Below are 20,851 nucleotides of genomic sequence, written 5' to 3' on the forward strand. Positions count from 1 at the left end.
GCATGACACCACCCCTGCCGGCCGTCGAGGCCATCCGGACCGAGCGGCTCGTCCTCGAGCCGTTGCGGATCCGCCACGCCGACGAGATGGCGCCGCTGCTGGACGACGAGCGCCTGCACGAGTTCATCGGCGGCCGCCCCCTGACGGCCGACCAGCTCCGCGCCCGCTACGCGCGGCTGGCGGCCGGGGGGCACAACGGCTGGTTCAACTGGGTCGTCCGGTGTGACGGGGGCGCGGTGGGGACGGTGCAGGCGACGGTCAAGGGGGACGCGGCGGACGTGGCGTGGGTGATCGAGACCGCCCACCAGCGGCAGGGGTACGCGACCGAGGCCGCCAAGGGGGTGGTCGGGTGGTTGGGGGAGCACGGGATCCGGGCCTTGGGGGCGGCGATCCACCCGGAGAACCACGCGTCGGGTGCGGTGGCGCGGAAGGTGGGGCTGGTGCCGACGGACGTGGTGGACGACGACGGTGAGGTGCGCTGGGTCAGCGCAGCGCCCTGACGCGCTCCAGGCGGGCCAGCCAGCGGGCGGTGGTGGGTTCGTCGGCGGCGAAGCGGTCGAACACGTCGGGGGTCGGGGCCCTGCCCGGAACCTGGAGGAAGCCGTCGACCGCGCGCAGGGAGTCCGTCGCGACGTCGCCGGTGAGCAGCGACAGGGTCGCCAGGCCGCAGGCGTGGTCCAGCGCGGGCAGGGCGGCGGCCAGTGCGAGGCCCGCGGCCAGGCCGATCGACGTCTCGACGGCCGAGGAGATCACGCACGGCAGGCCGGAGGCCTCGGCCACCTCCAGCGCGCGTCGCACGCCGCCCAGCGGCGCCACCTTGATGACGGCGATGTCGGCGGCGCCCGCGACGGCGACCTTCAAGGGGTCCTCGGCCCGGCGGATCGACTCGTCGGCGGCGATCGGCACGTCCACCCGCCGCCGCACGGCCGCCAGCTCGTCGATGGTCCGGCACGGCTGCTCCACGTACTCCAGACCGCCCGCCGCGCGGTCGAGCGAGCGGATGGCGGCGACCGCGGTGTCCACGTCCCAGGCCGTGTTGGCGTCCACCCGCACCTTGCCGCCGGGGCCGAGGGCGTCGCGGACGGCGGCGACCCGGTCCAGGTCGGAGGACAGCGGGGCGCCCGGATCGGCGACCTTCACCTTCGCCGTCGAACACCCGGAAGCGGCCACGATGGCGTGCGCGCGCTCGGGGTCGACGACGGGGACGGTGCAGTTGACCGGGATCGAGGTGCGCAGCGGCGCGGGCCACGACAGGCCCGCGGACTCCTCCGCGCACGCCAGCCACGGCACGCACTCGGCGTCGGAGTAGTCCAGGAACGGCGAGAACTCGCCCCATCCGGCCGGGCCTTCGAACAGCACGCCCTCGCGCACGGTGATGCCGCGGAACCTGTTGCGCATCGGGATCGAGTACACCCGGACCGAGGAGACGTCCACGCGCTGATCGTGCCAAACGGCGCGCCACCCGGCTCACCGGACCGGGCGGCGCCACCCGTTCAGTCGACCTCGGGCAGCTTCGGGCTCAGCAGGTCGTCGGCGTCGACGATCTTGTACGCGTAGCCCTGCTCGGCGAGGAACCGCTGCCGGTGCGCGGCGTAGTCGGTGTCCAGGGTGTCCCGCGACACCACCGAGTAGAAGTGCGCCTGACGGCCGTCGCCCTTGGGGCGCAACAACCTGCCGAGCCGCTGCGCCTCCTCCTGCCGGGACCCGAAGGTGCCCGACACCTGCACGGCGACCGAGGCCTCCGGCAGGTCGATGGAGAAGTTCGCGACCTTCGACACGACCAGCGTGCGGATCTCGCCCTTGCGGAACGCGTCGAACAGCTGCTCGCGCTCCTTGTTCTTCGTGGAACCCTGGATGATCGGCGCGTTCAACGCCGCCCCCAGCTCGTCGAGCTGGTCCAGGTACGCGCCGATCACCAGGGTCGGCTCACCGGGGTGCTTGTCCAGGATCGCCTGCACCACCGGCATCTTCGTGTGCGCGGTGGAGCAGAGCTTGTACCGCTCCTCGGGTTCCGCCGTGGCGTACTGGAGCCGCTCGTTGTCGGTCAGCGTGACCCGCACCTCGGTGCACTCCGCGGGCGCGATCCAGCCCTGCGCCTCGATGTCGCGCCACGGCACGTCGTAGCGCTTCGGCCCGATCAACGAGAACACGTCGCCCTCCTGACCGTCCTCGCGCACCAGCGTCGCCGTCAGACCGAGCCTGCGCCGGGACTGGAGGTCCGCCGTCATCCGGAAGACGGGCGCGGGCAGCAGGTGCACCTCGTCGTAGACGATCAGCCCCCAGTCGCGCGAGTCGAACAGCTCCAGGTGCCGGTACTCGCCCTTGGACTTGCGGGTGATCACCTGGTAGGTCGCGATGGTGACCGGCCGGATCTCCTTGCGCTCGCCCGAGTACTCGCCGATCTCCTCCTCGGTCAGCGACGTCCGCGCGATCAGCTCGCGCTTCCACTGCCTGCCCGCGACGGTGTTCGTCACCAGGATCAGCGTGGTCGCCTGGGCCTCCGCCATCGCCGCCGCGCCGACCAGGGTCTTGCCCGCACCGCAGGGGAGCACCACGACGCCGGAGCCGCCCGCCCAGAACGCCTGCGCGGCCAGCCGCTGGTAGTCCCGCAGCTTCCACCCGTCCTCGGCCAACGAGATCGGGTGCGCCTCGCCGTCGACGTACCCCGCGAGGTCCTCGGCGGGCCAGCCGATCTTCAGCAGCATCTGCTTGAGCCTGCCGCGCTCGCTCGCGTGGATCACCACCGTGTCCGGATCGATGCGCTCGCCGATCATCGGCGCGATCTTCTTGTGCCGCAGCACCTCTTCCAGGACCGCTCGGTCCACAGTGCTCAGCACGAGCCCGTGGACCGGGTGGTTGGCCAGCTGGAGCCTGCCGAAGCGGCTCATCGTGTCCACCACGTCGACGAGCAGCGGCTGCGGCACGGGGTAGCGGGAGAACCGCACCAGCGCGTCCACGACCTGTTCGGCGTCGTGACCCGCGGCGCGGGCGTTCCACAAGGCGAGAGGGGTGACCCGGTAGGTGTGCACGTGCTCGGGAGCGCGTTCCAGTTCGGCGAACGGCGCGATGGAGACGCGCGCCTCGTCGGCGAGCGGGTGGTCGACCTCCAGCAGCAAGGTCTTGTCTGACTGGACGATCAGCGGGCCGTCGGTCACGGGTGCCGGCTCCTGTCGGTTGGTGTTCTTCCATTGTCACAACAACGCGCAAGTCGCCGGCAGTCCCGATGACGGACCGCGGCACTGAGGCGACGCTGTGCATCCGAGGACGGTTTGGTAAAACTCTCGAAAACCGGCAAGAGGGTGCCTACGTTCGGCTTGTCCGGACACCCCACGGGACCTCCAGCAAAGGTGATCATGAGCAACGAGTCGACCCCCGACCCCAAGGCCGCGGACGCCACGGAGACCACTCCCGAGGCGACGGAGGCCGCCCAGACGCCACCGGTGAAGAAGACACCGGTCCGGAGGTCACGGGCGAAGGCCGCTCCCGCGGCAGAACCCGCAGCCGAATCCGCGGCAGGATCCGCGGTCGAACCCGCGGCCGGAGCCGTGCCCGAGTCCGAGGGCGCCGCCACTCCGGAGCCCGCCAAGACCGCTCCGGTCAGGAAGACCCCGGTGCGCAAGCCGAGGGCCAAGGCCGTACCCCCGGCGGACGCCGCGGCAGCCCCTGTCGTCCCGGCCCCCGTCGTCCCCGCAGTCCCCGTCGAGGCCGCGGTCCCCGTCGAGACCGAGGCCGCCGCGACGCCGGAGGCCAAGACGCCCCCGGTGCGGAAGACGCCCGTCCGCAAGTCCAGGGCCAAGGTCGTCCCCTCCGCGCCGGGCGAGCCCGCCCTGCCCGGAGTGCCCGCCACCCCCGCGGTCCCCGCGTCGGCCGCTGTCTCGGCGGCCGTCGAGAGCCCGGTGGACAAGTCCGCGGACTCCATCCCGGTGGACAAGGCCGCCGAGCCGGAGCCCGTCGCGGCGGAGCCCGTCGAGCCGGTGGCCCCCGAGGTCACCACCGCCCCGGTCGCGACCGGGGAGCCCGCCGAGCCCGTCGCGGCGGAGCCCGTGACCGAGCCGGTCGAGCCCGTGACCGAACCCGAGCCGGTCGTGGCCGCCGAGGAACCGGCCGCCGCGGAAACCGTCGCGACGCCCGCCGTCGAGGAGCCGGCGGCCGAGACCACCGAGCTGCCGGTCCAGTCCGTCGAGCCGGTCGCCAAGGCGGACGAGCCCGAAGCGGAACCGGTGACCGAGGCCATCGAGCCCGTCGAGCCCGCCACGCCCGCCGCGGCGACGCCCGTCGAGCCGGTGGAGGAGCCCGCGCGCGTCGAGGAGCCGAAGACGGACGCCCTCCCGATCCAGAAGGCACCGCCGGTGGCCTCCCAGGCCGCCGCTGAGCCGCCCGCCGCGCCCATCGCGCCCGCCGCCGCGGTGGCGGACGCCGAACCGCCCACGTCGGCGGAGGAGCCCAAGACGGACGCCCTGCCGATCCAGAAGGCGCCCGCCGAAACCGCTACTGAAACCGCCGCCGAAACCGCGCCGGTCGTGCCCGCGCAGGCCGCCGCCGAGCCCGCCCCGGCCGCCCCCGCGACGTCCACGCCCGGTGTCCTCTACAAGCCGACCAAGCCCAGCGACGACGAGGACGAGGAGGAGACCTCCTCCAGCGGCCGGGGTCGCTGGATCGCGATCGGCGTGGTCGCCGTCCTGGTGGTCGTGGCGATCGTCGTGGCGTTCACCATGTTCGGCGGCAGCGACCCGAAGAACGCCTCGGCGGGTGACTGCGTGAGCCTGTCCGGGAAGTCGCTCAAGGACTCCACGATCGGGACCGTGGGCTGCGGTGACGACAAGGCCCTGCTCAAGGTGGGCAAGGTGATCGGCAACGACACCGACGCCTGCCCCGAGGAGGGCTTCTACCAGCAGTACCCGGTGGAGGGGAAGCCCGCCGAGGGCTACCGGCTGTGCCTGCTGCCGAACCTCTCCGAGGGGTCCTGCTACACCCTCGACGAGGAGGGCCTGAACTACATCAAGGGCGAGTGCAAGGGGCAGGAGGCGCTGAAGGTCGTGAAGATCGTCAACGGCTCGACCGACACCACCGCGTGCCCGGACGGCGTGGGCGAGTCCTACCCGGAGCCTGCCACCACGTTCTGCTTCGCACCCGCCGAGAGCTAGGACGGTGACCACGATCCCCACCGGGCGCTTCCGGGTGCAGCACCTCCCGCGTCGCGGTGGGAACCCCCGGACGGCGGAACTCCCCGGCAGGGATCGGTGGCGGCTGCACTAGTCGGCGTACCACCGTGTGGACTTGATCGTCCACACGGTGGTATTTCGGAACCGTATTTTTGCCACTTTTCGGTGAATACCGTCAACTCGGCGGGCGCACGGGCCGATGTAGCGCCACATGCGCAAAATCCTGGTGGGTCTCGGCGTGGTCGTTCTGGCCCTCGTCGGGGCGTACGCCTTCGGCTTCTTCGACAGCGAGCCCGCTCCGCCCACCGTGAACGCGACCGTGGGCGAGTGCGCCGCGGTCACCCGCGCCGTCGACACGCCGCGCTTCAGGGCCGTCGACTGCGGTTCCGACGAGGCGAACGTCAAGGTCGCGAAGATCGTCCAGCAGGTCGGCGGTCCCTGTCCGGCGGGTGGCGCGGCTTACTCGACGTTCACGCTCGGCGTGAAGCTCTGCCTGATCCCCAACCTCGTCGAGGGCTCCTGCTACGGCGCCGACAAGGAGACCAGCCTGGTGAAGGTGCCCTGCGGCACGGCCAAGTCGGTGAAGGTCGTGAAGGTCCTCGGGGGCGGAGCGGCCTGCGGGGAACAACGCGCGGTGGTCTACCCGGAACCCGCTGTCACCTTCTGCCTCGACGAGGGCGGCGCCTGACAACGATGTGGTCACTTCGCTGCGGGGAAATGGCCGGCCGAATACGTTTCTGCCTCCCGTGAAACCGAGAGGACCATCCGTGAGCACGCCCAACTACCCGCCACCCGCCGGGCCCGCGGGCCCTCCGCAGGGGCAGGGGCAAGGGCCGTACGGCCCGCCGGCGCCCTACGGCCAGCAGGCGCCGCAGCAGCCGGGATGGGGCCAGCAGCAGCCGACCCCGCAGGGCTGGGCGGCGCCGCAGCAGCCCGGCCAGGGGCAGCCGCAGCCAGGCCAGCAGCCGCCGTACGGCCAGCCGCCCTACGGCCAGCCGGGGTTCCAGCAGGCCATGCCCCCGACGCCGCCCCCGGCGAAGAAGGGCGGCGGCAAGGTCAAGCTCGTCATCACGCTGGTGGTCGTCGTCGGCGCCATCATCGGCGGCTACTTCCTGAACAAGGACGCCCCGTCCAGCGCGAACGTCGGCGACTGCATCAACATCAAGTCGGCGAGCATCACCAACCCCGAGCTGGAGAAGGTCGACTGCGGCACCCAGGCCGCCGCCTTCAAGGTGGCCAAGGAGCTCGACAGCGCGTCGGACAAGTGCCCCGAGGGCGACTACGCGTCCTACACCGAGTCCGGCCGCCGGAGCAGCGGTTTCACCCTCTGCCTGATGCTGAACGCGGCCGAGGGCGACTGCTTCAAGGAGGAGGGCTCGATCGTGGCGGGCAAGACCACCAAGGTCACCTGCGACGCGTCGGCCAGCTACAAGATCGAGAAGGCCGTCACCGGGAGTGCGGACAAGGAGGTCTGCGGACCGGACGGGACCGCGATGGTCTACCCGGAGCCCGCGACCACGTTCTGCCTGGTCCAGCCCTGATCGACGAGGTCTGAGCCGCCACCGCGCGGCGCACGGGAAAGGGGCGGTGGGCCGCGCGTCGCGGCCCACCGCCCCTTCCTCGTGAACGGGATCTAGTTCGTCGTGCCCGGTGGCAGCAGCTGCTGCACGTCGAGCCTGTTCTGCAGCACGCCCTCGGTGTCCATCATGTCCGCGACCCGCTGGAGGCGGATCGGGTTGAGCGACAGCGGGAAGGTGCCGACCGAGACCAGCGCCGCGGTCTGCTGGTCGACGTCGATGTAGCTGCTCAGCACGTCCTGCACGCTGAGCTTGTTGTTCGTCGCGTTCTGCTGCGCCTCGCGCAGCACCGAGCGGAACAGCGCCAGCGCCTTGGGGTTGCCGTCGGCGAACTTCTTGCTCGACGCGTACCCGGACATCGGGAAGTCCTTCGTCGGGCCGATCGCCGTGTCCGTGACGATCCGGGCGCCGGTTTCGCGCTGCACCTTCGTGATGAAGGGCTCCATCATCCACGCGGCGTCGACCGCCTGGGACTGCATCGCCTGCTGCATCTTCTCGAACGGCATCTCGACGAAGGTGATCTTCTGCTTCTCGATGCCCGCGGTCTCGAGCACCGCCTTCGTGGTCAGCGCGCCGATGTCGGACACGCTGTTCACGGCGATGCGCGGGTTGGGCTTCTTCGCGGGCGCGTCGTAGGCCGATCCGATCGAGACCAGCGCCATCGAGTTGGCGCCCGCCTGGTAGGCCTCGCCCTGCAGCTGCAGCTGGGTGTTGTCGGCGGCCTTGCGGAACAGGGTCACGTGGCTCGCCCAGGTGATGTCCAGCGTGGTGTCGAGCTGCTTGAGGCTCTCCTCCTCGCTGGTCTGGGGCACGAGCTGGACCTGCAGCCCGGCCTTTTCGAAGAGCTTGTCGTTGATCGCGATGCGGAGCGGTGCCACGTCCACGACCGGCATGACGCCGATCCGGAGGGTGTTGCGCTCGATGTCGGTCGCACCGCTGTCGCCGCCGCCGGACAGCAGACTGCATCCGGCAGTGGTCGAGACGACGGTCAGGGCACACGCGACCAGCGCTGCCGCACGTCGCAGAACATGCGCTCGGGTAGGCATGGCACCTCTCGCCTGTTGACTCGGGGAGTCGAGTTGATCAGTGTTCGTCGTCACGCGCCATACTGACGTCGCGTCACCAGGTAGGTGGCGCAGAGGCAGCTAAGTGTCGACGTTCAGGGATGTTAACCACCCGAACGCATGAAGCGACAGCCCAACTCGATACGGTGCGTGCTGCTAGAGGCTTCCATGAAGTAGGGCTGGACCATTACGCTGCCGGCCGGGTGGTACAGGTTCTAGCGGACCGTCGGGTTCCTGGAGCAGAATGGAGCGCTTGGTCGGCGCTAGGCTCCTGTGCTGCATTTTGGCCCGATTTTGCGAGTCCATACTTCGGTCCTGGGGAGAGACCGGGGACACTGCTGCCGGAAGAGGAAGCCCAGGGTGGCCCGACGAGAGAGAGGTCCCAGCCAGTCCGGCGCGGGGACCGCACCGCGCTCCGATAGGCCCGAAACGGGTGACGGACTGGCTGCGCTACGAGATGCAACTGTGACCGAGTCGACGGGATCTGGAAAAACCGACGTGCCGCAGAACAGCGCAACAGATGCGCAGAGCGCCCGTACGTCGAACTTGAGGCTGCGCAACTGGCGCCTTCGGACGAAGCTCTTCGCCGTCCTGCTCATCCCGACCGTCGCCGCGCTCGCGCTCGGCGGACTCCGGGTGCAGACGGACCTGCAGAGCGCCACCGAGTTCAACCAGCTGGCGAACGAGGTCCAGCTGGAGAGCTCGGTCGCCGACCTGGTCCAGCAGCTCCAGCGCGAGCGCGACCTGAGCGCGAGCCACGTGGCCTCGGGCAAGCAGGTCGACCGCGTGGTGCTCGACCGCCAGCTGCGCCGGGTGAACGACACCTCGGACGCTCTGCAGACCAAGATCACCGAACTCAGCGGCGACCTCGACCCGGCGGTGGCCGACCGCTTCCGCCGCGCGGCCGAGCAGCTCAAGCGCCTCAACAGCCTCCGCAACGCCGTGCGCGACACCGCGTACCCCTCGGACGCCGTCCTGCGCACCTACTCCGAGTCCGTGGAGAACCTCCTCGACCTCGGTGAACAGGCCATCGCGGGCATCAACGACCCCGCGCTGGTGAGGTTGCACCTCGCGACCAACGCGATCGCGCGCATCAAGGAACAGGAGTCCCGCAAGCGGGGCATCCTGCTCGACGCCTTCCAGCGCCAGGACTTCCCCGCGAGCCAGCAGCGCCTGCTGCTGGCGGCGAACGCCGAGCTCGACGCCGCCCGGAACGACTTCCGCAAGTCGGCGACCCCGGACCAGGCGAAGATCTACGACGACACGGTCACCGGCCTGATCGTCGACACGGCGAACGACATGCAGGAGTCGGCGCTGAACCTGGCGGCGGCCAACCAGGACCTCGGCAGCCTGCGCGCGGAGAAGTGGGACATCGCCTCCACTCTGACGGTGAACCTGACCCGCGACGTGGAGAACCTGCTGCTGGAGCAGCTGCAGAACCGCACCGACGAGCAGACCGGCACGGCCCGCGCCGCCGCGTTCCGCGACTCGGGCATCGTGCTCGCCGCGCTGCTGCTGGCGCTGGCGATGGCGCTGTTCGTCGCGCGGTCGATCCTCAACCCGCTGCGCATCCTGCGCCGCACCGCCCTCGCGGTGGCCGACCACGGTCTGCCCGAGGCGGTCGAGAAGATCCTCGCCGACCCGAACCCTCAGCTCGCGGCCCAGAACGCCATCGCGCCGGTGCCCATCACGACCAACGAAGAGGTCGGGCAGGTGGCGCGGGCGTTCGACGCGGTGCACGGCGAGGCGGTCCGCCTGGCGGCCGAGCAGGCCCTGCTGCGCGACAACGTCAACGCGATGTTCGTCAACCTGTCCCGCCGCTCGCAGGCGCTGGTCGAACGCCAGCTCAACCTGATCGACCGGCTCGAGCAGGACGAGCAGGACCCGGACCAGCTCGCCAGCCTGTTCGAGCTCGACCACCTCGCGACCCGCATGCGCCGCAACTCGGAGAACCTGCTGGTCCTCTCGGGCACCGACCTCTCGCGCAGGCTCACCCGGCCCGTTCCCGCGGCCGAGGTGCTGGGCGCGGCGGTGTCCGAGGTCGAGCAGTACGCCCGCGTGCAGGTCGGCCAGACCCCGGAGCTCACGGTCCAGGGCCGCGCGGTCAACGACCTCGTGCACCTGATCGCCGAGCTGCTGGACAACGCGACCGCGTTCTCCGACCCGGTGACGAAGGTCACGGTCCGGACGGCCCGCACCCGCAAGGGTGAACTGGCCATCGAGATCCAGGACCGCGGCGTCGGCATGGCCGAGCAGGACATCGTCGACGCGAACGAGCGGCTGGCGGACCCGCCCGAGGTCGACGTCGCCGTGTCCCGCCGGATGGGCCTGTACGTGGTCGCCCGGCTGGCCAAGCGGCACGACATCAAGGTCCGGCTGCGCGTCAACGAGGACATCGAGGGCGGCACCACCGCGCTCGTCGTCGTCCCCGGCACGCTCGTCCAGGCGCCCGGTGCCGTCGGTGTCCCCATGGGGTCGCCGTCGGAGTCCCTCACGGACTTCCACCCGGCCCAGCGGGCCAGTGGCATCGCCGGTGCCTTCACCAGCAGCACGCCGCGGTTCGACGAGGACAGCTCGCCGGGCTTCCCGCCCCAGGGCCCGGCCGACACCGGTGACTTCCCCGCCGCCCGGAACGGGGCCCGCAACGGCTTCGGCTCCGAGGGCGTCGAGCACACCGGCGGCTTCCCGTCGCAGGAGTTCAGCCCGACGGGCAGCTACCCGAAGCCGGACCTGAACATGCCGGTCAGCTTCGTGCAGCGCGAATCGGTCCCCGACGCGAACGCGGTGCCGTCCTTCGGCGTCACCCGTCCCGAGGAGGACTCGGGCGTCTGGCTGCCGATGTCGGGCGAGCAGGACGTGCCCGAGCAGTCCTGGCCGGAGCGCAACGGCACCCCGGCCGCGGCCACGACCGGTGAGCAGACCCTGTTCACCGCCTACGAGGACCGCGGTGAGGACGCCTCGGCGCCGATCGCCGCGGGCTACGAGACGACCCGGTTCGAGCCCGTGGTGCCGCGTGCGGCCGTCGCGGAGCCCGAGCCGGAGCGGCGCAACGGCCACACGCCCGCGCGCAAGGAGGTCGACCACGACCTCGACGCCCCGACCGAGCGGCTGCCGATATACGAAGCGGTCCTGTCGCAGTGGTTCCAGGCCGTCGGGAGCGAGACCTCCGCGGCCAAGGCGCAGGCCGTTCCGCCCGCCGCGAAGACCGCGGAGAAGCCCGCCGAGAAGCCGGCTGGCCTCCCGGTGGCCGAAGCCGGGATCCCCCTCTCGGAGCAGGAGGAAGCGCCCTTGCCGACCCGACGGCCGAAACCCGTTCCGGCTGTCGCTCCCACCACCACCGAGGTTTCCGTACCCTCAAGGCTCGACGGTCTGTCGGCTTCCGGCCTGCCGAAGCGCGGGCCGAGGCCGGAGGCCGCACCCGTCCGGGAACCGGAGCCGGTTGCCGAGGCCGAGGTGGAGCAGGTCGAGGAGCAGGAGGCCCCACAGATGCAGGCGGACCCGACCGCCGAAAGCGCTTGGCAGTCCCCGGCCGATGAAGGCTGGTCGGCTGCCCAAGCACTGCTCAGCAAGACGCCAGACGCCAAGACACAAGCGGGGTTGCCCAAGCGGGTGCCCAAGGCTCAGCTTGTGCCAGGGTCAGCCGCGCCGAAGATTCCTTCGGCGGGGCAATCGCAGCGGCCCCCGCTGCCACCACGATCGCCTGACGCGATTCGTGGACGGATGTCGAGTCTTCAGCAGGGCGTCCGACGAGGGCGACACGCGTTGATCGACGCTTACGCTGGTGACCAGTCGAGCCGGCAAGACGAGGAGCAGGAGTGACGACCGCAGCTCAGCCAGGCAGCTTTGGTTGGCTAATCACCGACTTCGTGCGCCGGGTACCCGGTGTTGCGCACGCCGTAGTCGTGTCGGCGGACGGGCTTCTGCTCGCCGGCTCGCAGGGCTTGCCACGTGACCGAGCCGAACAGCTTTCCGCGGTGGCGTCCGGTCTGGTGAGTCTCACCGCAGGAGCTGCTCGTTGCTTCGAGGCCGGTGGCGTGAACCAGACCGTGGTCGAGATGGAACGGGGTTACCTGTTCCTGATGTCCATCAGCGACGGTTCGTGCCTCGCCGTACTCGCCGCGCCCAACTGCGACATCGGACTCGTCGCGTACGAGATGACCTTGTTGGTCGAACGAGTCGGACAGCAACTCACCCCGGAGCTGCGCGCTCAGCTCCAGGGCGTGGTAAGGCGGTAGACCTCATGAGAGCGTGGGGGTGAGCGGAGATGGCTGAGAGATCGGGCGCCCACGGACGTCGCTTCGGTAGCGGTTTCAACTACCAGGAGTGGGCGGTCGGGGGTTTCCAGTTCTCGGATCCGGACGCCGCTGACCCCGCGCCGGATGAGGAACCGGACGAGGAAGCAGTGCCCAGCGTCAAACCGGTTGTCCGGCGGAAACGCGGGCGACCGAAACGCGAGAGCGCGGAGATCGATGGCACAGGGCAGGGGCTAGACGACATGTCTCAGCGTGAGGTTGACGATTCGTCGTACGACTACGACGACGTGCCGAACCGTTTCGACATCGACGGGTACGGAAGTGGTCTGTTCGGCGGGCCGGGTGCGGATCTCTTCGGTGCCCACAACCTGCCCGACAGCGTTCCGGAACAACTGCCGTACACGACCGGCCAGCAGCCGATCGTGCGGCGCGAGGAGAACCCGGCGGCCGAATCGGGTTCGCTGGTTCGTCCGTACACCCGGACCGGTGGTCGCACACGACCGGACTACGATCTGGCCATCGAGGCACTGGTGTCCACCAGTGAGCGCGGGCTGGAACGTGACGCGGCGGTGCTCCCAGAACACCGGTCGATTTGCGGGATTTGCACGGACACCCGTTCGGTGGCCGAAGTGGCCGCCCACCTCCGACTGCCGCTAGGCGTCGTCAGGGTGTTGATCGGGGACATGGCCAGCATGGGTTTGGTTTTGATTCACCAGGGTGGTCTGGTCGTGGGAGACCGACCTTCCATTGACTTCCTTGAGAGGGTGCTCAGTGGGCTTCGCAGGCTCTAGTCCCCAGGGCGCCGAGGGCGCACGGAAGCCGACGACCTCCGCGAAGATCGTGGTCGCGGGCGGCTTCGGCGTGGGCAAGACGACCTTCGTCGGCTCGGTGTCCGAGATCGTGCCGTTGACCACCGAGGCGGTGATGACCGAAGCCAGCGCGGGTGTGGACGACCTGTCGGCAACGCCGAACAAGGTCACCACCACCGTCGCGATGGACTTCGGACGCGTCTCCCTGGACAGCGACCTGATCCTGTACCTGTTCGGTACGCCGGGTCAGCACCGGTTCTGGTTCATGTGGGACGACCTGGTGCGGGGCGCGATCGGCGCCATCGTGCTGGTCGACACCAGGAGGTTGGCCGACGCGTTCGCGTCGATCGACTTCTTCGACGACCGGCAGCTGCCGTACGTCGTCGGCGTGAACTGCTTCGACGGGTTGCTGCACCACCGCATCGAAGATGTGCGGGAGGCGCTGACGATCGACCAGTCCGTGCCGATAGTGACTTGCGACGCGCGCAACCGGCAGTCGACCAAGCAGACGTTGATCACGCTTGTCGAGCACGCCATGCGCCAATGGATGTCCGTCCGCGCGGGCTAGTCCCGTTCACGTCGACGCCTGGTGCGCCCCCTCTTCCGCAGGGGACCGCACCAGGCTTTCGGCGTACCCGCGAGTCGAACCCCCAGACACCCCGTGTCGAACCCCCGGACACCCCGAGTCGAACTCCCGGACATCCTGACCCCCTAGACCGGGTCAGTCCTCCACGAGTGCCGCCGACGTGATGCGGTGCAGGGGGAACCGGCGCACCTCGCCGTAGCTCAGGTCGTACCCCTCCAGCACGCCGCCGCCGACGATCTGCGGCTTGATCACGCGGGTCGCCGCCGTGCCGTGCGAGTCGACCAGGTCGACCAGCACGCTCCGCCCGTCGCGCGCCGCCTGCTGGAGCAGGCCCAGGGTGGCCGACGGCCCGTTGCCGTGGTTCGCGGGCACGGAGATCCGCTCGCCGCGCTGCGTCGACCGCGCCCGGTCGCCCGCCCGGACCAGGCGGACCAGCTCGCCCAGCTGCTCCTCGCTCGGCGTCGGCACGTGCGCGGGCCTGCGGGTGGCGCGGGCCTTGCCGGGGATGCGCCTCGCCCTCGCCCTCAGGTCCAGCACCCGGCCGTCCGCGCCCTCCGCCGCGGGGGCGAAACCCGCCGCGCGCAGGCCGTCCAGCACGTCGGCCAGCACCAGCGGGCTGACCAGGACGGTGGGGGCGATCTTGCGCAGCTCCAGGGTGTCCGCCGCCGGGTGCGCCATGACCTCGGTGAGCAGCACCGGGTCGTCGCAGCGCAGGAACGACCCGGCGGAACCGCCGCGCAGCCGTCCGTGCTTGCGGGCGGCGTCGTCGATCAGGTAGGTCAACGACTGCGGGATCGGCGTCCTCGACCCCTTGCGGAACAGTTCGTGCAGGTCGGAGGCAGTGCGCCCGGCGTCGAACGCGCGGCGCACCGAGTTGTCGCCGACCCGGTAGACCGTGGCGCCACCCGCGGACTCGACGTCGGCCACCAGCGCCAGCTCGTCGGCCAGCTCGGGCTCCAGCCTGCCGGGGGCGACCACGGTCAGGTCCGCCTGCACCAGGAAGTGGTCGACCGGAGCGGGCAGCGAGTCCGCCAGCTGCTTCGACGCCAGCGCCGGGCCCTCACCGATCAGCACCCGGCCCGCCGTGGTCATCGCGCCCCTGGACAGCACGGCCAGCGCGGTGCCCTCCGCCATCGTCCAGCGGACCAGCTCGTCGCGCAGCCGTCCGCCACGACGTGGCGCGCGCCATGCCAGCACGGCGGCCAGCTCGCTCGCGTCCGCCACGGTGGTGCCCGGCTCGCGGCCCGCGAGGGCCTCCAGCACCCAACGCCGGTCGCGCGGCGCGTTCGCCCGGTTCAGCTCGGCCGACAACGGGTTCAGCAGCCGCTCGCGCTCGTCGCGCTGCCCGATCAGACCGGGCAGCCTCGGCACGTCCAGCCACGCCTGCGCCAACGTGGACCAGCGCACCTCGGGGGTGGCGGTCAGCCAGCTGTCGGCCAGCGCGGTCGGCACCCACTCCGGCTCGGCGCCCTCGCTGTCGCCCACCAGCCCGGCGGCCACGACCACCTCGATCAGCAGCGACGCCCGCTGCTCGTCGATCTCCAGGTCCTTGGCGATCTTCCGCATCTCGCGCACGCCCAGCCCGCCCGTGCGCAGCACCGCGGGCGGGTCGTCCGACCACGCCGCGATCAGCGACTCGGCGTGGCGCAGCAGCTCCAGGGCCTCGCCCGCACCCGTCTCGTCCACGACGGACACGTCGAGCGCGGTGCTCTTCATCGGCGGCTCGGTGACCTGGATCCGCCCCAGCGGACGGTCGCCGCGCACCAGCAGCCCGACCTCGCGCGGCAGTTCCACGGTCTGGCCGTCGCGGCGGATCAGCAGCCCGCGCGCCAGCAGCTTCTGGATCGGTGTCTTGGCCTGCTCCAGCGCTACGACCAGCGCGGCGTCCCTGGTCTGGCCGATCGGCGGGCCGTCGGCCAGCGTCTTGAGCACCCGAAGCTCGTCCTCGCCCAGCGGCTCCAGGTCCACGTCCGCGAGCGCGGGCACCGAGCGCCCGAGACCGGCGGGGAACGCGGCCACCGCGTCGCGGGAGGCGGGCGGGGTCGACAGGGCGTCGTCCGGGCCCCACAGCAGGGCGCGGCCGCGCAACGTGGCCAGCGCCTGCTTGAGAGGCCTCGGCTTGACCTCCTTGCCCAGCAGTCGGGCCAGGTCGGGCTGCGGCACGGGGTTCAGGTCGGCGTCCAGCACCAGCAGCGCCTCGAGCACCGTCAGGGTGAACGTGTCGAGGTCTTCGCAGGCGCGCGAGACCGACGCGCGGGTGCTGATCCGGGCCGCCAGCACCGCCGTGTCGGCCGGGACGGGCGTGGCCAGGTCCGGGCGGGCGCGCAGGAGCGCTACGAGCACCGTGTCGTCCTGTGCGCGCAGCCAGTCGGCCAGAGTGGTGCCGGACATCTGCACCACGGTATATGTGCGGGCCTCCATCGGGCACACTTGTCCCGACGCAAGCCCCACCGAGGAGGAATCGTGGCGAAGGCCGCACGCCCTGAGCGCATTGACCCGCACTGGCCCGTCGTGCCCGAGGGCGAGCACGTCGTCAGCGAACTCGCCAGCGACAGCCAGGGGGCCCAGTCGCCCTTCGGCGTCGTCACGTTCCCGCTGGCGGCCGAGGACCTCCCCTACCGCCACCCGGTGACCGAGATCAACAGGTAGTCCGCCGCGTGGCCGCCGCCCCCTCGCGGGCGGCGGCCCCGGCGCGACTCCGTTCGCCGAGCCGCGCGCGTTCCGCAATGGCTCGGAGACTAGGCTCGACCCCCGCGTGGGCAGTACTTGACGTGGGAGGTTCGATGCCGGTCCCCGGCCCTGGTTACTCGATCACCGTTCGACTGGAGGCACCGCCCTCGGCGAGCGCCGCCGGTGACCTGACCGGTGCGGTCGGGCGGGCGGGTGGCGTGATCACGGCGTTCGACGTCGTGGAGTCGCACGGCGACCGCGTCGTCATCGACCTCACGTGCAACGCCCTGTCCGCGAACCACGCCAAGGACATCACCGACACGCTGGAGACGTTGCCCGGCGTCGTCGTCCGCAAGGTGTCCGACCGCACGTTCCTGGTCCACCTCGGCGGCAAGATCGAGGTCACGTCGAAGGTGCCGCTGCGCAACCGCGACGACCTCTCCCGCGCCTACACCCCCGGTGTGGCCCGCATCTGCCAGGCGATCGCGGAGAACCCCGAGGACGCGCGCCGCCTCACGATCAAGCGCAACACCGTCGCCGTCGTCACCGACGGGTCGGCCGTGCTGGGCCTGGGCAACATCGGCCCCGCCGCCGCGCTGCCCGTGATGGAGGGCAAGGCGGCGCTGTTCAAGAAGTTCGCGGGCGTCGACGCGTGGCCGATCTGCCTCGACACGCAGGACACCGAGGAGATCATCCGCACGGTGCAGATCCTCGCGCCGGTCTACGGCGGCATCAACCTCGAGGACATCGCCGCGCCGCGCTGCTTCGAGATCGAGGCCCGGCTGCGCGAGCTGCTCGACATCCCCGTCTTCCACGACGACCAGCACGGCACCGCCATCGTGGTCGTCGCCGCCCTGCGCAACGCGCTCCGCGTGGTCGGCAAGGACATCCGCGACTGCAAGCTCGTGGTCTGCGGCGCGGGTGCCGCGGGTTCGGCGATCATCCGCCTGCTGCTCCAGCAGACGCCGGGCGACGTGATCGCCGTGGACGTCGACGGGATCGTGCACCGCGACCGCGAGAACATGGACAGCAACCTCAAGTCCATCGCGGAGCGCACGAACAAGAAGAACGCCAAGGGCCGCCTGCACGACGCGCTCGTGGAGGCGGACGTGTTCATCGGCGTGTCCGCGCCCAACCTGTTCGGCGCCGCCCAGGTCGCGACGATGAACTCCGACGCCATCGTGTTCGCGTTGGCCAACCCGGACCCCGAGATCGACCCGATGGAGGCCCAGCAGCACGCCGCCGTCGTGGCCACCGGGCGCAGCGACTTCCCGAACCAGATCAACAACGTGCTCGCGTTCCCCGGCGTGTTCCGCGGTCTGCTCGACGCGCACGCCAGGACCATCACCGACGCGATGCTGCTGGCCGCCGCCAACGCCATCGCCGACGTCGTGACGCCCGACCAGCTCAACGCGTCGTTCATCGTGCCCAGCGTCTTCGACGCCACGGTGGCGGGCGCGGTGGCGGAAGCAGTGCGCAAACAGGCAGCCGCCGCCAAGGGCTAGTACTCGGCGACCGCACTAAAGTCGGGTGCATGACCAAGCAGTTCACCCACCTGGACTCCAGCGGCGCGGCGCGCATGGTCGACGTCTCCGGCAAGGAACCCACCACCAGAACGGCGGTGGCGACCGGGGTGGTGCACACGACGCCCGAGGTCGTGGCACTGCTCGCCGGGGACGACCTGCCCAAGGGCGACGCGCTCGCGACCGCCCGGATCGCGGGGATCATGGCCGCGAAGCGCACGTCCGAACTGGTGCCGCTGTGCCACCCGCTGTCGTTGTCGAGCGTGGAGGTCGGCCTCGTGCTGGGCGAGGCGGAGATCCGCATCTCCGCCACCGTCCGCACGACCGACCGGACCGGCGTCGAGATGGAGGCGCTGACCGCCGTCTCCATCGCCGGTCTGACCCTGCACGACATGGTGAAGGCCGTCGACCCGTGCGCGTCCATCGACGCGGTGCGCGTGGAGCGCAAGGACGGCGGCAAGTCCGGCACCTGGATCCGCCCGGAGGGCAGATGAACACGGCACGAGTCATCACCGCTTCCAACCGCGCCGCCTCCGGCGTCTACGAGGACCGCGGCGGCCCGCTGATCGTCGAGTGGCTGCGCGGCAAGGGCTTCGAGGTCCCCGACGCAGTCGTCGTCCCCGACGGCGAACCGGTCGCGGAAGCCCTCCGCCAGGCCGTCGCGGCCGAGGCGAACGTCGTCGTCACGACCGGCGGCACCGGCATCAACCCCACCGACCGCACCCCGGAAGCCACCCGCGCGGTCCTCGACTACGAGGTTCCGGGTCTCGCCGACGCCATCCGCCGCTCCGGCTGGCCCACCGTCCCGACCGCCGTGCTCTCCCGCGGCCTCGCAGGCGTGGCAGGCCGCACCCTCGTCGTCAACCTCCCCGGCTCCACCGGCGGCGTCCGCGACGGCCTGGAGATCCTCGGCCTGGTCATCGACCACGCGGTCGACCAACTCCGCGGCGGCGACCACGTCCACGCCAACGCCGCCCTCCACACCGGCCCGGCCGCAGTGCTCCGCGCCACCGTCAGCGAATCACCGCTCTCGATCGAAGAACACGCCGCCCTCGTCGAAGACGCGGGCGCAGGCGCCGTCGTCACCTTCTCCGGCGTAGTCCGAGACCACGACGGCGGCCGCTCCGTCCGCGAACTCGAATACGTAGGCCACCCCAGCGCCGCAGACATCGTCGCCGAAGTAGCAGCCGACATCGCCACCCGCTACTCAGGCGTCCGAGCCCTAGCCGTCTCCCACCGCGTAGGCCCCCTCGCCATCGGCGACGTCGCCCTCGTAGTCGCAGTCGCCGCCGAACACCGCAAAGAAGCCTTCGCCGTCTGCTCAGAACTGGTCGACGAGGTCAAACGCCGCCTACCCGTCTGGAAACGCCAGGTCTTCACCGACGGCACCGACGAATGGGTCAACTGCCCCTAACCACAACAACAACAACACCCCACACCGGCGCAGCCGCCCCCTCGCATCCGGCGCGGAGCGCCCGCCGCCTTGCCGACGCGTAGCGAGGTGCCCTTGCCGACGCGTAGCGAGGTGCCTTGGCCGACGCGCAGCGAGGTGCCCTGAACCGGCACAGCCGACACAAGCAGAGCCAGACCTCCCCCTGCCCCCGATACACAGCGCCCTCCTGCCACACCCCTGTTTGTCAAGGCATCTTTCCTGCCTTGACAAACAGGGGTGTGGCATTGAGACAATCGCGCGCACGGGGGCCGGGCTCCGCCAAACACCCTCACGGAGCCCATCCAACGGAAAGAACCCCAACCGCCAAAACCGGCGGTTGGGGCCTCACATCCATCACCCGACACACCGGGCACATCCAAACCAGATCCCTGCTCCGCAGCGATCCAAATCCCTACTGCACAGCCGACCAAATCCCTACTTCGTAGCGATCTTCTGGCCGGGCAGGATCAGGTCGTGGTTCGGGATGAAGTCCTTGTTGAGCTCAGCCAGCTTGGCCCAGCCCCCCTCGACCTTCTGCTCATCGGCGATCTTCGACAGGGTGTCGCCCGCCTTGATCTCGTAGTCGCCGTCCGGGTTCGACGACGGCAGCGCGACCACGACCGGGGCCGCGTGCTGCTGCACGGGCGCTTGGGCGACCCGCTGCTGCGACGGGGCCGGGGCGGCCTGCTGCTGCTGCTGCACGGGCGCCTGCTGGACGGGGGCGGCCTGCACCACTGCGGGCGTGCCACCACCGCCGAGCCCGCGCGGACCGCAGACCGGCCACGCGCCGATGCCCTGCGACTGCAGGACGTTCTCGGCCACGCGGATCTGCTCCTCGCGGGACGCGCCCGCTGCCGAGCCGGAGCCGCCGTTGGCGGCCCACGTGCTGGGGGAGAACTGCAGACCGCCGTAGTAGCCGTTGCCGGTGTTGATGCTCCAGTTGCCACCGCTCTCGCACTGCGCGACGGCGTCCCAGTCGACTCCACCCTGGGCCTGGGCTGTACCGGCGGCCATGCTGAGCGGTGCACCGACGATGATGCCGGCCACCGCGACCTTGGCGATGCTGCGAGCGGCACTGGACAGCTGGCGGTGCTTGCCTCGGTAAGAAATCATTTTCCTCACGGTCCACCAGCACCTGCGTCGGAACTCGGGTTCGGGCCCGGTGGTGTTCGTCAGCCCCTGTCCGGCGGGATTTCTCGCTCGGGGTGTGTTCCGGGGGACCGCTGGACAGGGCTCGGTGCTCGGTCTCCCGGTAGTGCTCGTGACTGGTCGGGGCCAGTCGATTAGCGACCGTACGTAACCATCGGCGGGAACCCAAACGATTCGGGCCGTGACGCACGCCACAGTGACGAATGGCGTTCTGCGGTGGAGGGGTAATAAGTGCAGGTAGGAGGGCCGTTACCGTGCCGTATCCTTACCGAGATCGGTCGAGATGAATCACCCTAAGTGAGGCGTGCCTCACGTGATTGCTCCACTTGAGCAACCTCGGCGACCCCTCCGAGAACGCACTCGCGGTCGAGACATGCGCTTCGGGACGAGGCTTCCCGTCGAGTCACCGCTCAAGATCGACAGCTCCCGCTCCGAACCTGTTCTCGGCGAACGGTCGTCACGCCACTGGGCCACTTGCCGCCACTTCGCCCGCACCCGCCTCCGCAGGCGTGCCGAGCCGAGGCGGATCGCCCACCGGTTGCGCCCTCGACTCCTCGACGGCAATCTCTGCCCCAACGGGCAAACCGATGGCACCCGAGCGGACCCACCGCGCACCATCGCCGACC

Annotated in this window: 17 protein-coding genes; 12 read left to right on the forward strand and 5 right to left on the reverse strand. The window is 70.6% G+C overall.

The features are described 5' to 3' along the window. Positions 1-2 precede the first annotated feature (2 nt). The gene (locus RM788_RS27700) at positions 3-500 is read left to right on the forward strand and encodes a GNAT family N-acetyltransferase (protein WP_315920417.1); all 498 of its coding nucleotides are present in this window, start codon (positions 3-5) and stop codon (positions 498-500) included. Here the strand turns inward: RM788_RS27700 and RM788_RS27705 are convergent. Together RM788_RS27705 and RM788_RS27710 are read right to left on the reverse strand one after the other, a co-directional pair. After that, a complete protein-coding gene (locus RM788_RS27705) occupies positions 484-1,434 on the reverse strand; it encodes an o-succinylbenzoate synthase (RefSeq protein ID WP_315920419.1) in 951 nt (316 codons plus the stop codon). The genes RM788_RS27700 and RM788_RS27705 overlap by 17 nt on opposite strands. A 59-nt stretch (positions 1,435-1,493) precedes the next feature. Then, positions 1,494-3,155 carry a DNA repair helicase XPB gene (locus RM788_RS27710; RefSeq protein ID WP_315920421.1) on the reverse strand — a complete coding sequence of 554 codons (1,662 nt, stop codon included), beginning with the start codon at positions 3,153-3,155 and terminating at the stop codon, positions 1,494-1,496. Positions 3,156-3,353: 198 nt separating this feature from the next. Between RM788_RS27710 and RM788_RS27715 the strand changes: the two genes are divergently transcribed. From RM788_RS27715 to RM788_RS27725, 3 genes are all read left to right on the forward strand, one after another. After that, positions 3,354-5,144 (forward strand): LppU/SCO3897 family protein, encoded by a 1,791-nt coding sequence (locus RM788_RS27715; RefSeq protein WP_315920423.1) that lies wholly within the window; start codon positions 3,354-3,356, stop codon positions 5,142-5,144. 229 nt (positions 5,145-5,373) lie between these two features. After that, on the forward strand, positions 5,374-5,850 hold the full coding sequence (locus RM788_RS27720; protein ID WP_315920426.1) for an LppU/SCO3897 family protein: 477 nt from the start codon (positions 5,374-5,376) through the stop codon (positions 5,848-5,850). Between the two features lie 79 nt (positions 5,851-5,929). Next, positions 5,930-6,703 carry an LppU/SCO3897 family protein gene (locus tag RM788_RS27725; protein WP_315920428.1) on the forward strand — a complete coding sequence of 258 codons (774 nt, stop codon included), beginning with the start codon at positions 5,930-5,932 and terminating at the stop codon, positions 6,701-6,703. A 92-nt stretch (positions 6,704-6,795) separates the two neighbouring features. Here RM788_RS27725 and RM788_RS27730 read toward each other — a convergent pair whose 3' ends face one another. Beyond that, complete coding sequence (locus RM788_RS27730) at positions 6,796-7,785, reverse strand: ABC transporter substrate-binding protein (protein WP_315920430.1); 990 nt, start codon at positions 7,783-7,785, stop codon at positions 6,796-6,798. Positions 7,786-8,349: 564 nt separating this feature from the next. Here RM788_RS27730 and RM788_RS27735 point away from each other — a divergent pair. From RM788_RS27735 to RM788_RS27750, 4 genes are read left to right on the forward strand one after another with little or no spacing between them, the layout of a single operon-like run. Continuing rightward, on the forward strand, positions 8,350-11,622 hold the full coding sequence (locus RM788_RS27735; RefSeq protein WP_315920432.1) for a sensor histidine kinase: 3,273 nt from the start codon (positions 8,350-8,352) through the stop codon (positions 11,620-11,622). Next, entirely contained in the window at positions 11,619-12,038 is a 420-nt protein-coding gene (locus RM788_RS27740; RefSeq protein ID WP_106185427.1) for a roadblock/LC7 domain-containing protein, read from the forward strand. The genes RM788_RS27735 and RM788_RS27740 overlap by 4 nt, the downstream gene beginning before the upstream one ends. A 29-nt stretch (positions 12,039-12,067) precedes the next feature. Further along, on the forward strand, positions 12,068-12,847 hold the full coding sequence (locus RM788_RS27745; protein ID WP_245886095.1) for a DUF742 domain-containing protein: 780 nt from the start codon (positions 12,068-12,070) through the stop codon (positions 12,845-12,847). Then, positions 12,828-13,433, forward strand: a complete 606-nt coding sequence (locus tag RM788_RS27750) for a GTP-binding protein (RefSeq protein WP_106185428.1) — start codon at positions 12,828-12,830, stop codon at positions 13,431-13,433. The genes RM788_RS27745 and RM788_RS27750 overlap by 20 nt, the downstream gene beginning before the upstream one ends. A 153-nt stretch (positions 13,434-13,586) precedes the next feature. Here the strand turns inward: RM788_RS27750 and RM788_RS27755 are convergent, their stop codons facing one another. Further along, positions 13,587-15,842 carry a helicase-associated domain-containing protein gene (locus tag RM788_RS27755; RefSeq protein ID WP_315920437.1) on the reverse strand — a complete coding sequence of 752 codons (2,256 nt, stop codon included), beginning with the start codon at positions 15,840-15,842 and terminating at the stop codon, positions 13,587-13,589. Between the two features lie 72 nt (positions 15,843-15,914). Here RM788_RS27755 and RM788_RS27760 point away from each other — a divergent pair, with 72 nt between their 5' ends. The 4 genes from RM788_RS27760 to RM788_RS27775 all read left to right on the forward strand — a co-directional run bounded on the left by RM788_RS27760 (position 15,915) and on the right by RM788_RS27775 (position 19,058). Continuing rightward, positions 15,915-16,100 (forward strand): hypothetical protein, encoded by a 186-nt coding sequence (locus RM788_RS27760; protein WP_315920439.1) that lies wholly within the window; start codon positions 15,915-15,917, stop codon positions 16,098-16,100. A gap of 134 nt (positions 16,101-16,234) precedes the next feature. Next, positions 16,235-17,626, forward strand: a complete 1,392-nt coding sequence (locus tag RM788_RS27765) for an NAD-dependent malic enzyme (protein WP_315920441.1) — start codon at positions 16,235-16,237, stop codon at positions 17,624-17,626. Positions 17,627-17,655: 29 nt separating this feature from the next. Beyond that, entirely contained in the window at positions 17,656-18,138 is a 483-nt protein-coding gene (gene moaC, locus RM788_RS27770; protein WP_315920443.1) for a cyclic pyranopterin monophosphate synthase MoaC, read from the forward strand. Continuing rightward, positions 18,135-19,058, forward strand: a complete 924-nt coding sequence (locus RM788_RS27775) for a molybdenum cofactor biosynthesis protein MoaE (protein ID WP_315920445.1) — start codon at positions 18,135-18,137, stop codon at positions 19,056-19,058. Before moaC ends, RM788_RS27775 begins: the two co-directional genes overlap by 4 nt. Positions 19,059-19,511: 453 nt before the next feature. Here RM788_RS27775 and RM788_RS27780 read toward each other — a convergent pair whose 3' ends face one another. Next, on the reverse strand, positions 19,512-20,186 hold the full coding sequence (locus RM788_RS27780; RefSeq protein WP_315934782.1) for a transglycosylase family protein: 675 nt from the start codon (positions 20,184-20,186) through the stop codon (positions 19,512-19,514). Positions 20,187-20,851 lie beyond the last annotated feature (665 nt).

The sequence above is a fragment of the Umezawaea sp. Da 62-37 genome, assembly GCF_032460545.1.
Taxonomy (GTDB): Bacteria; Actinomycetota; Actinomycetes; order Mycobacteriales; family Pseudonocardiaceae; genus Umezawaea.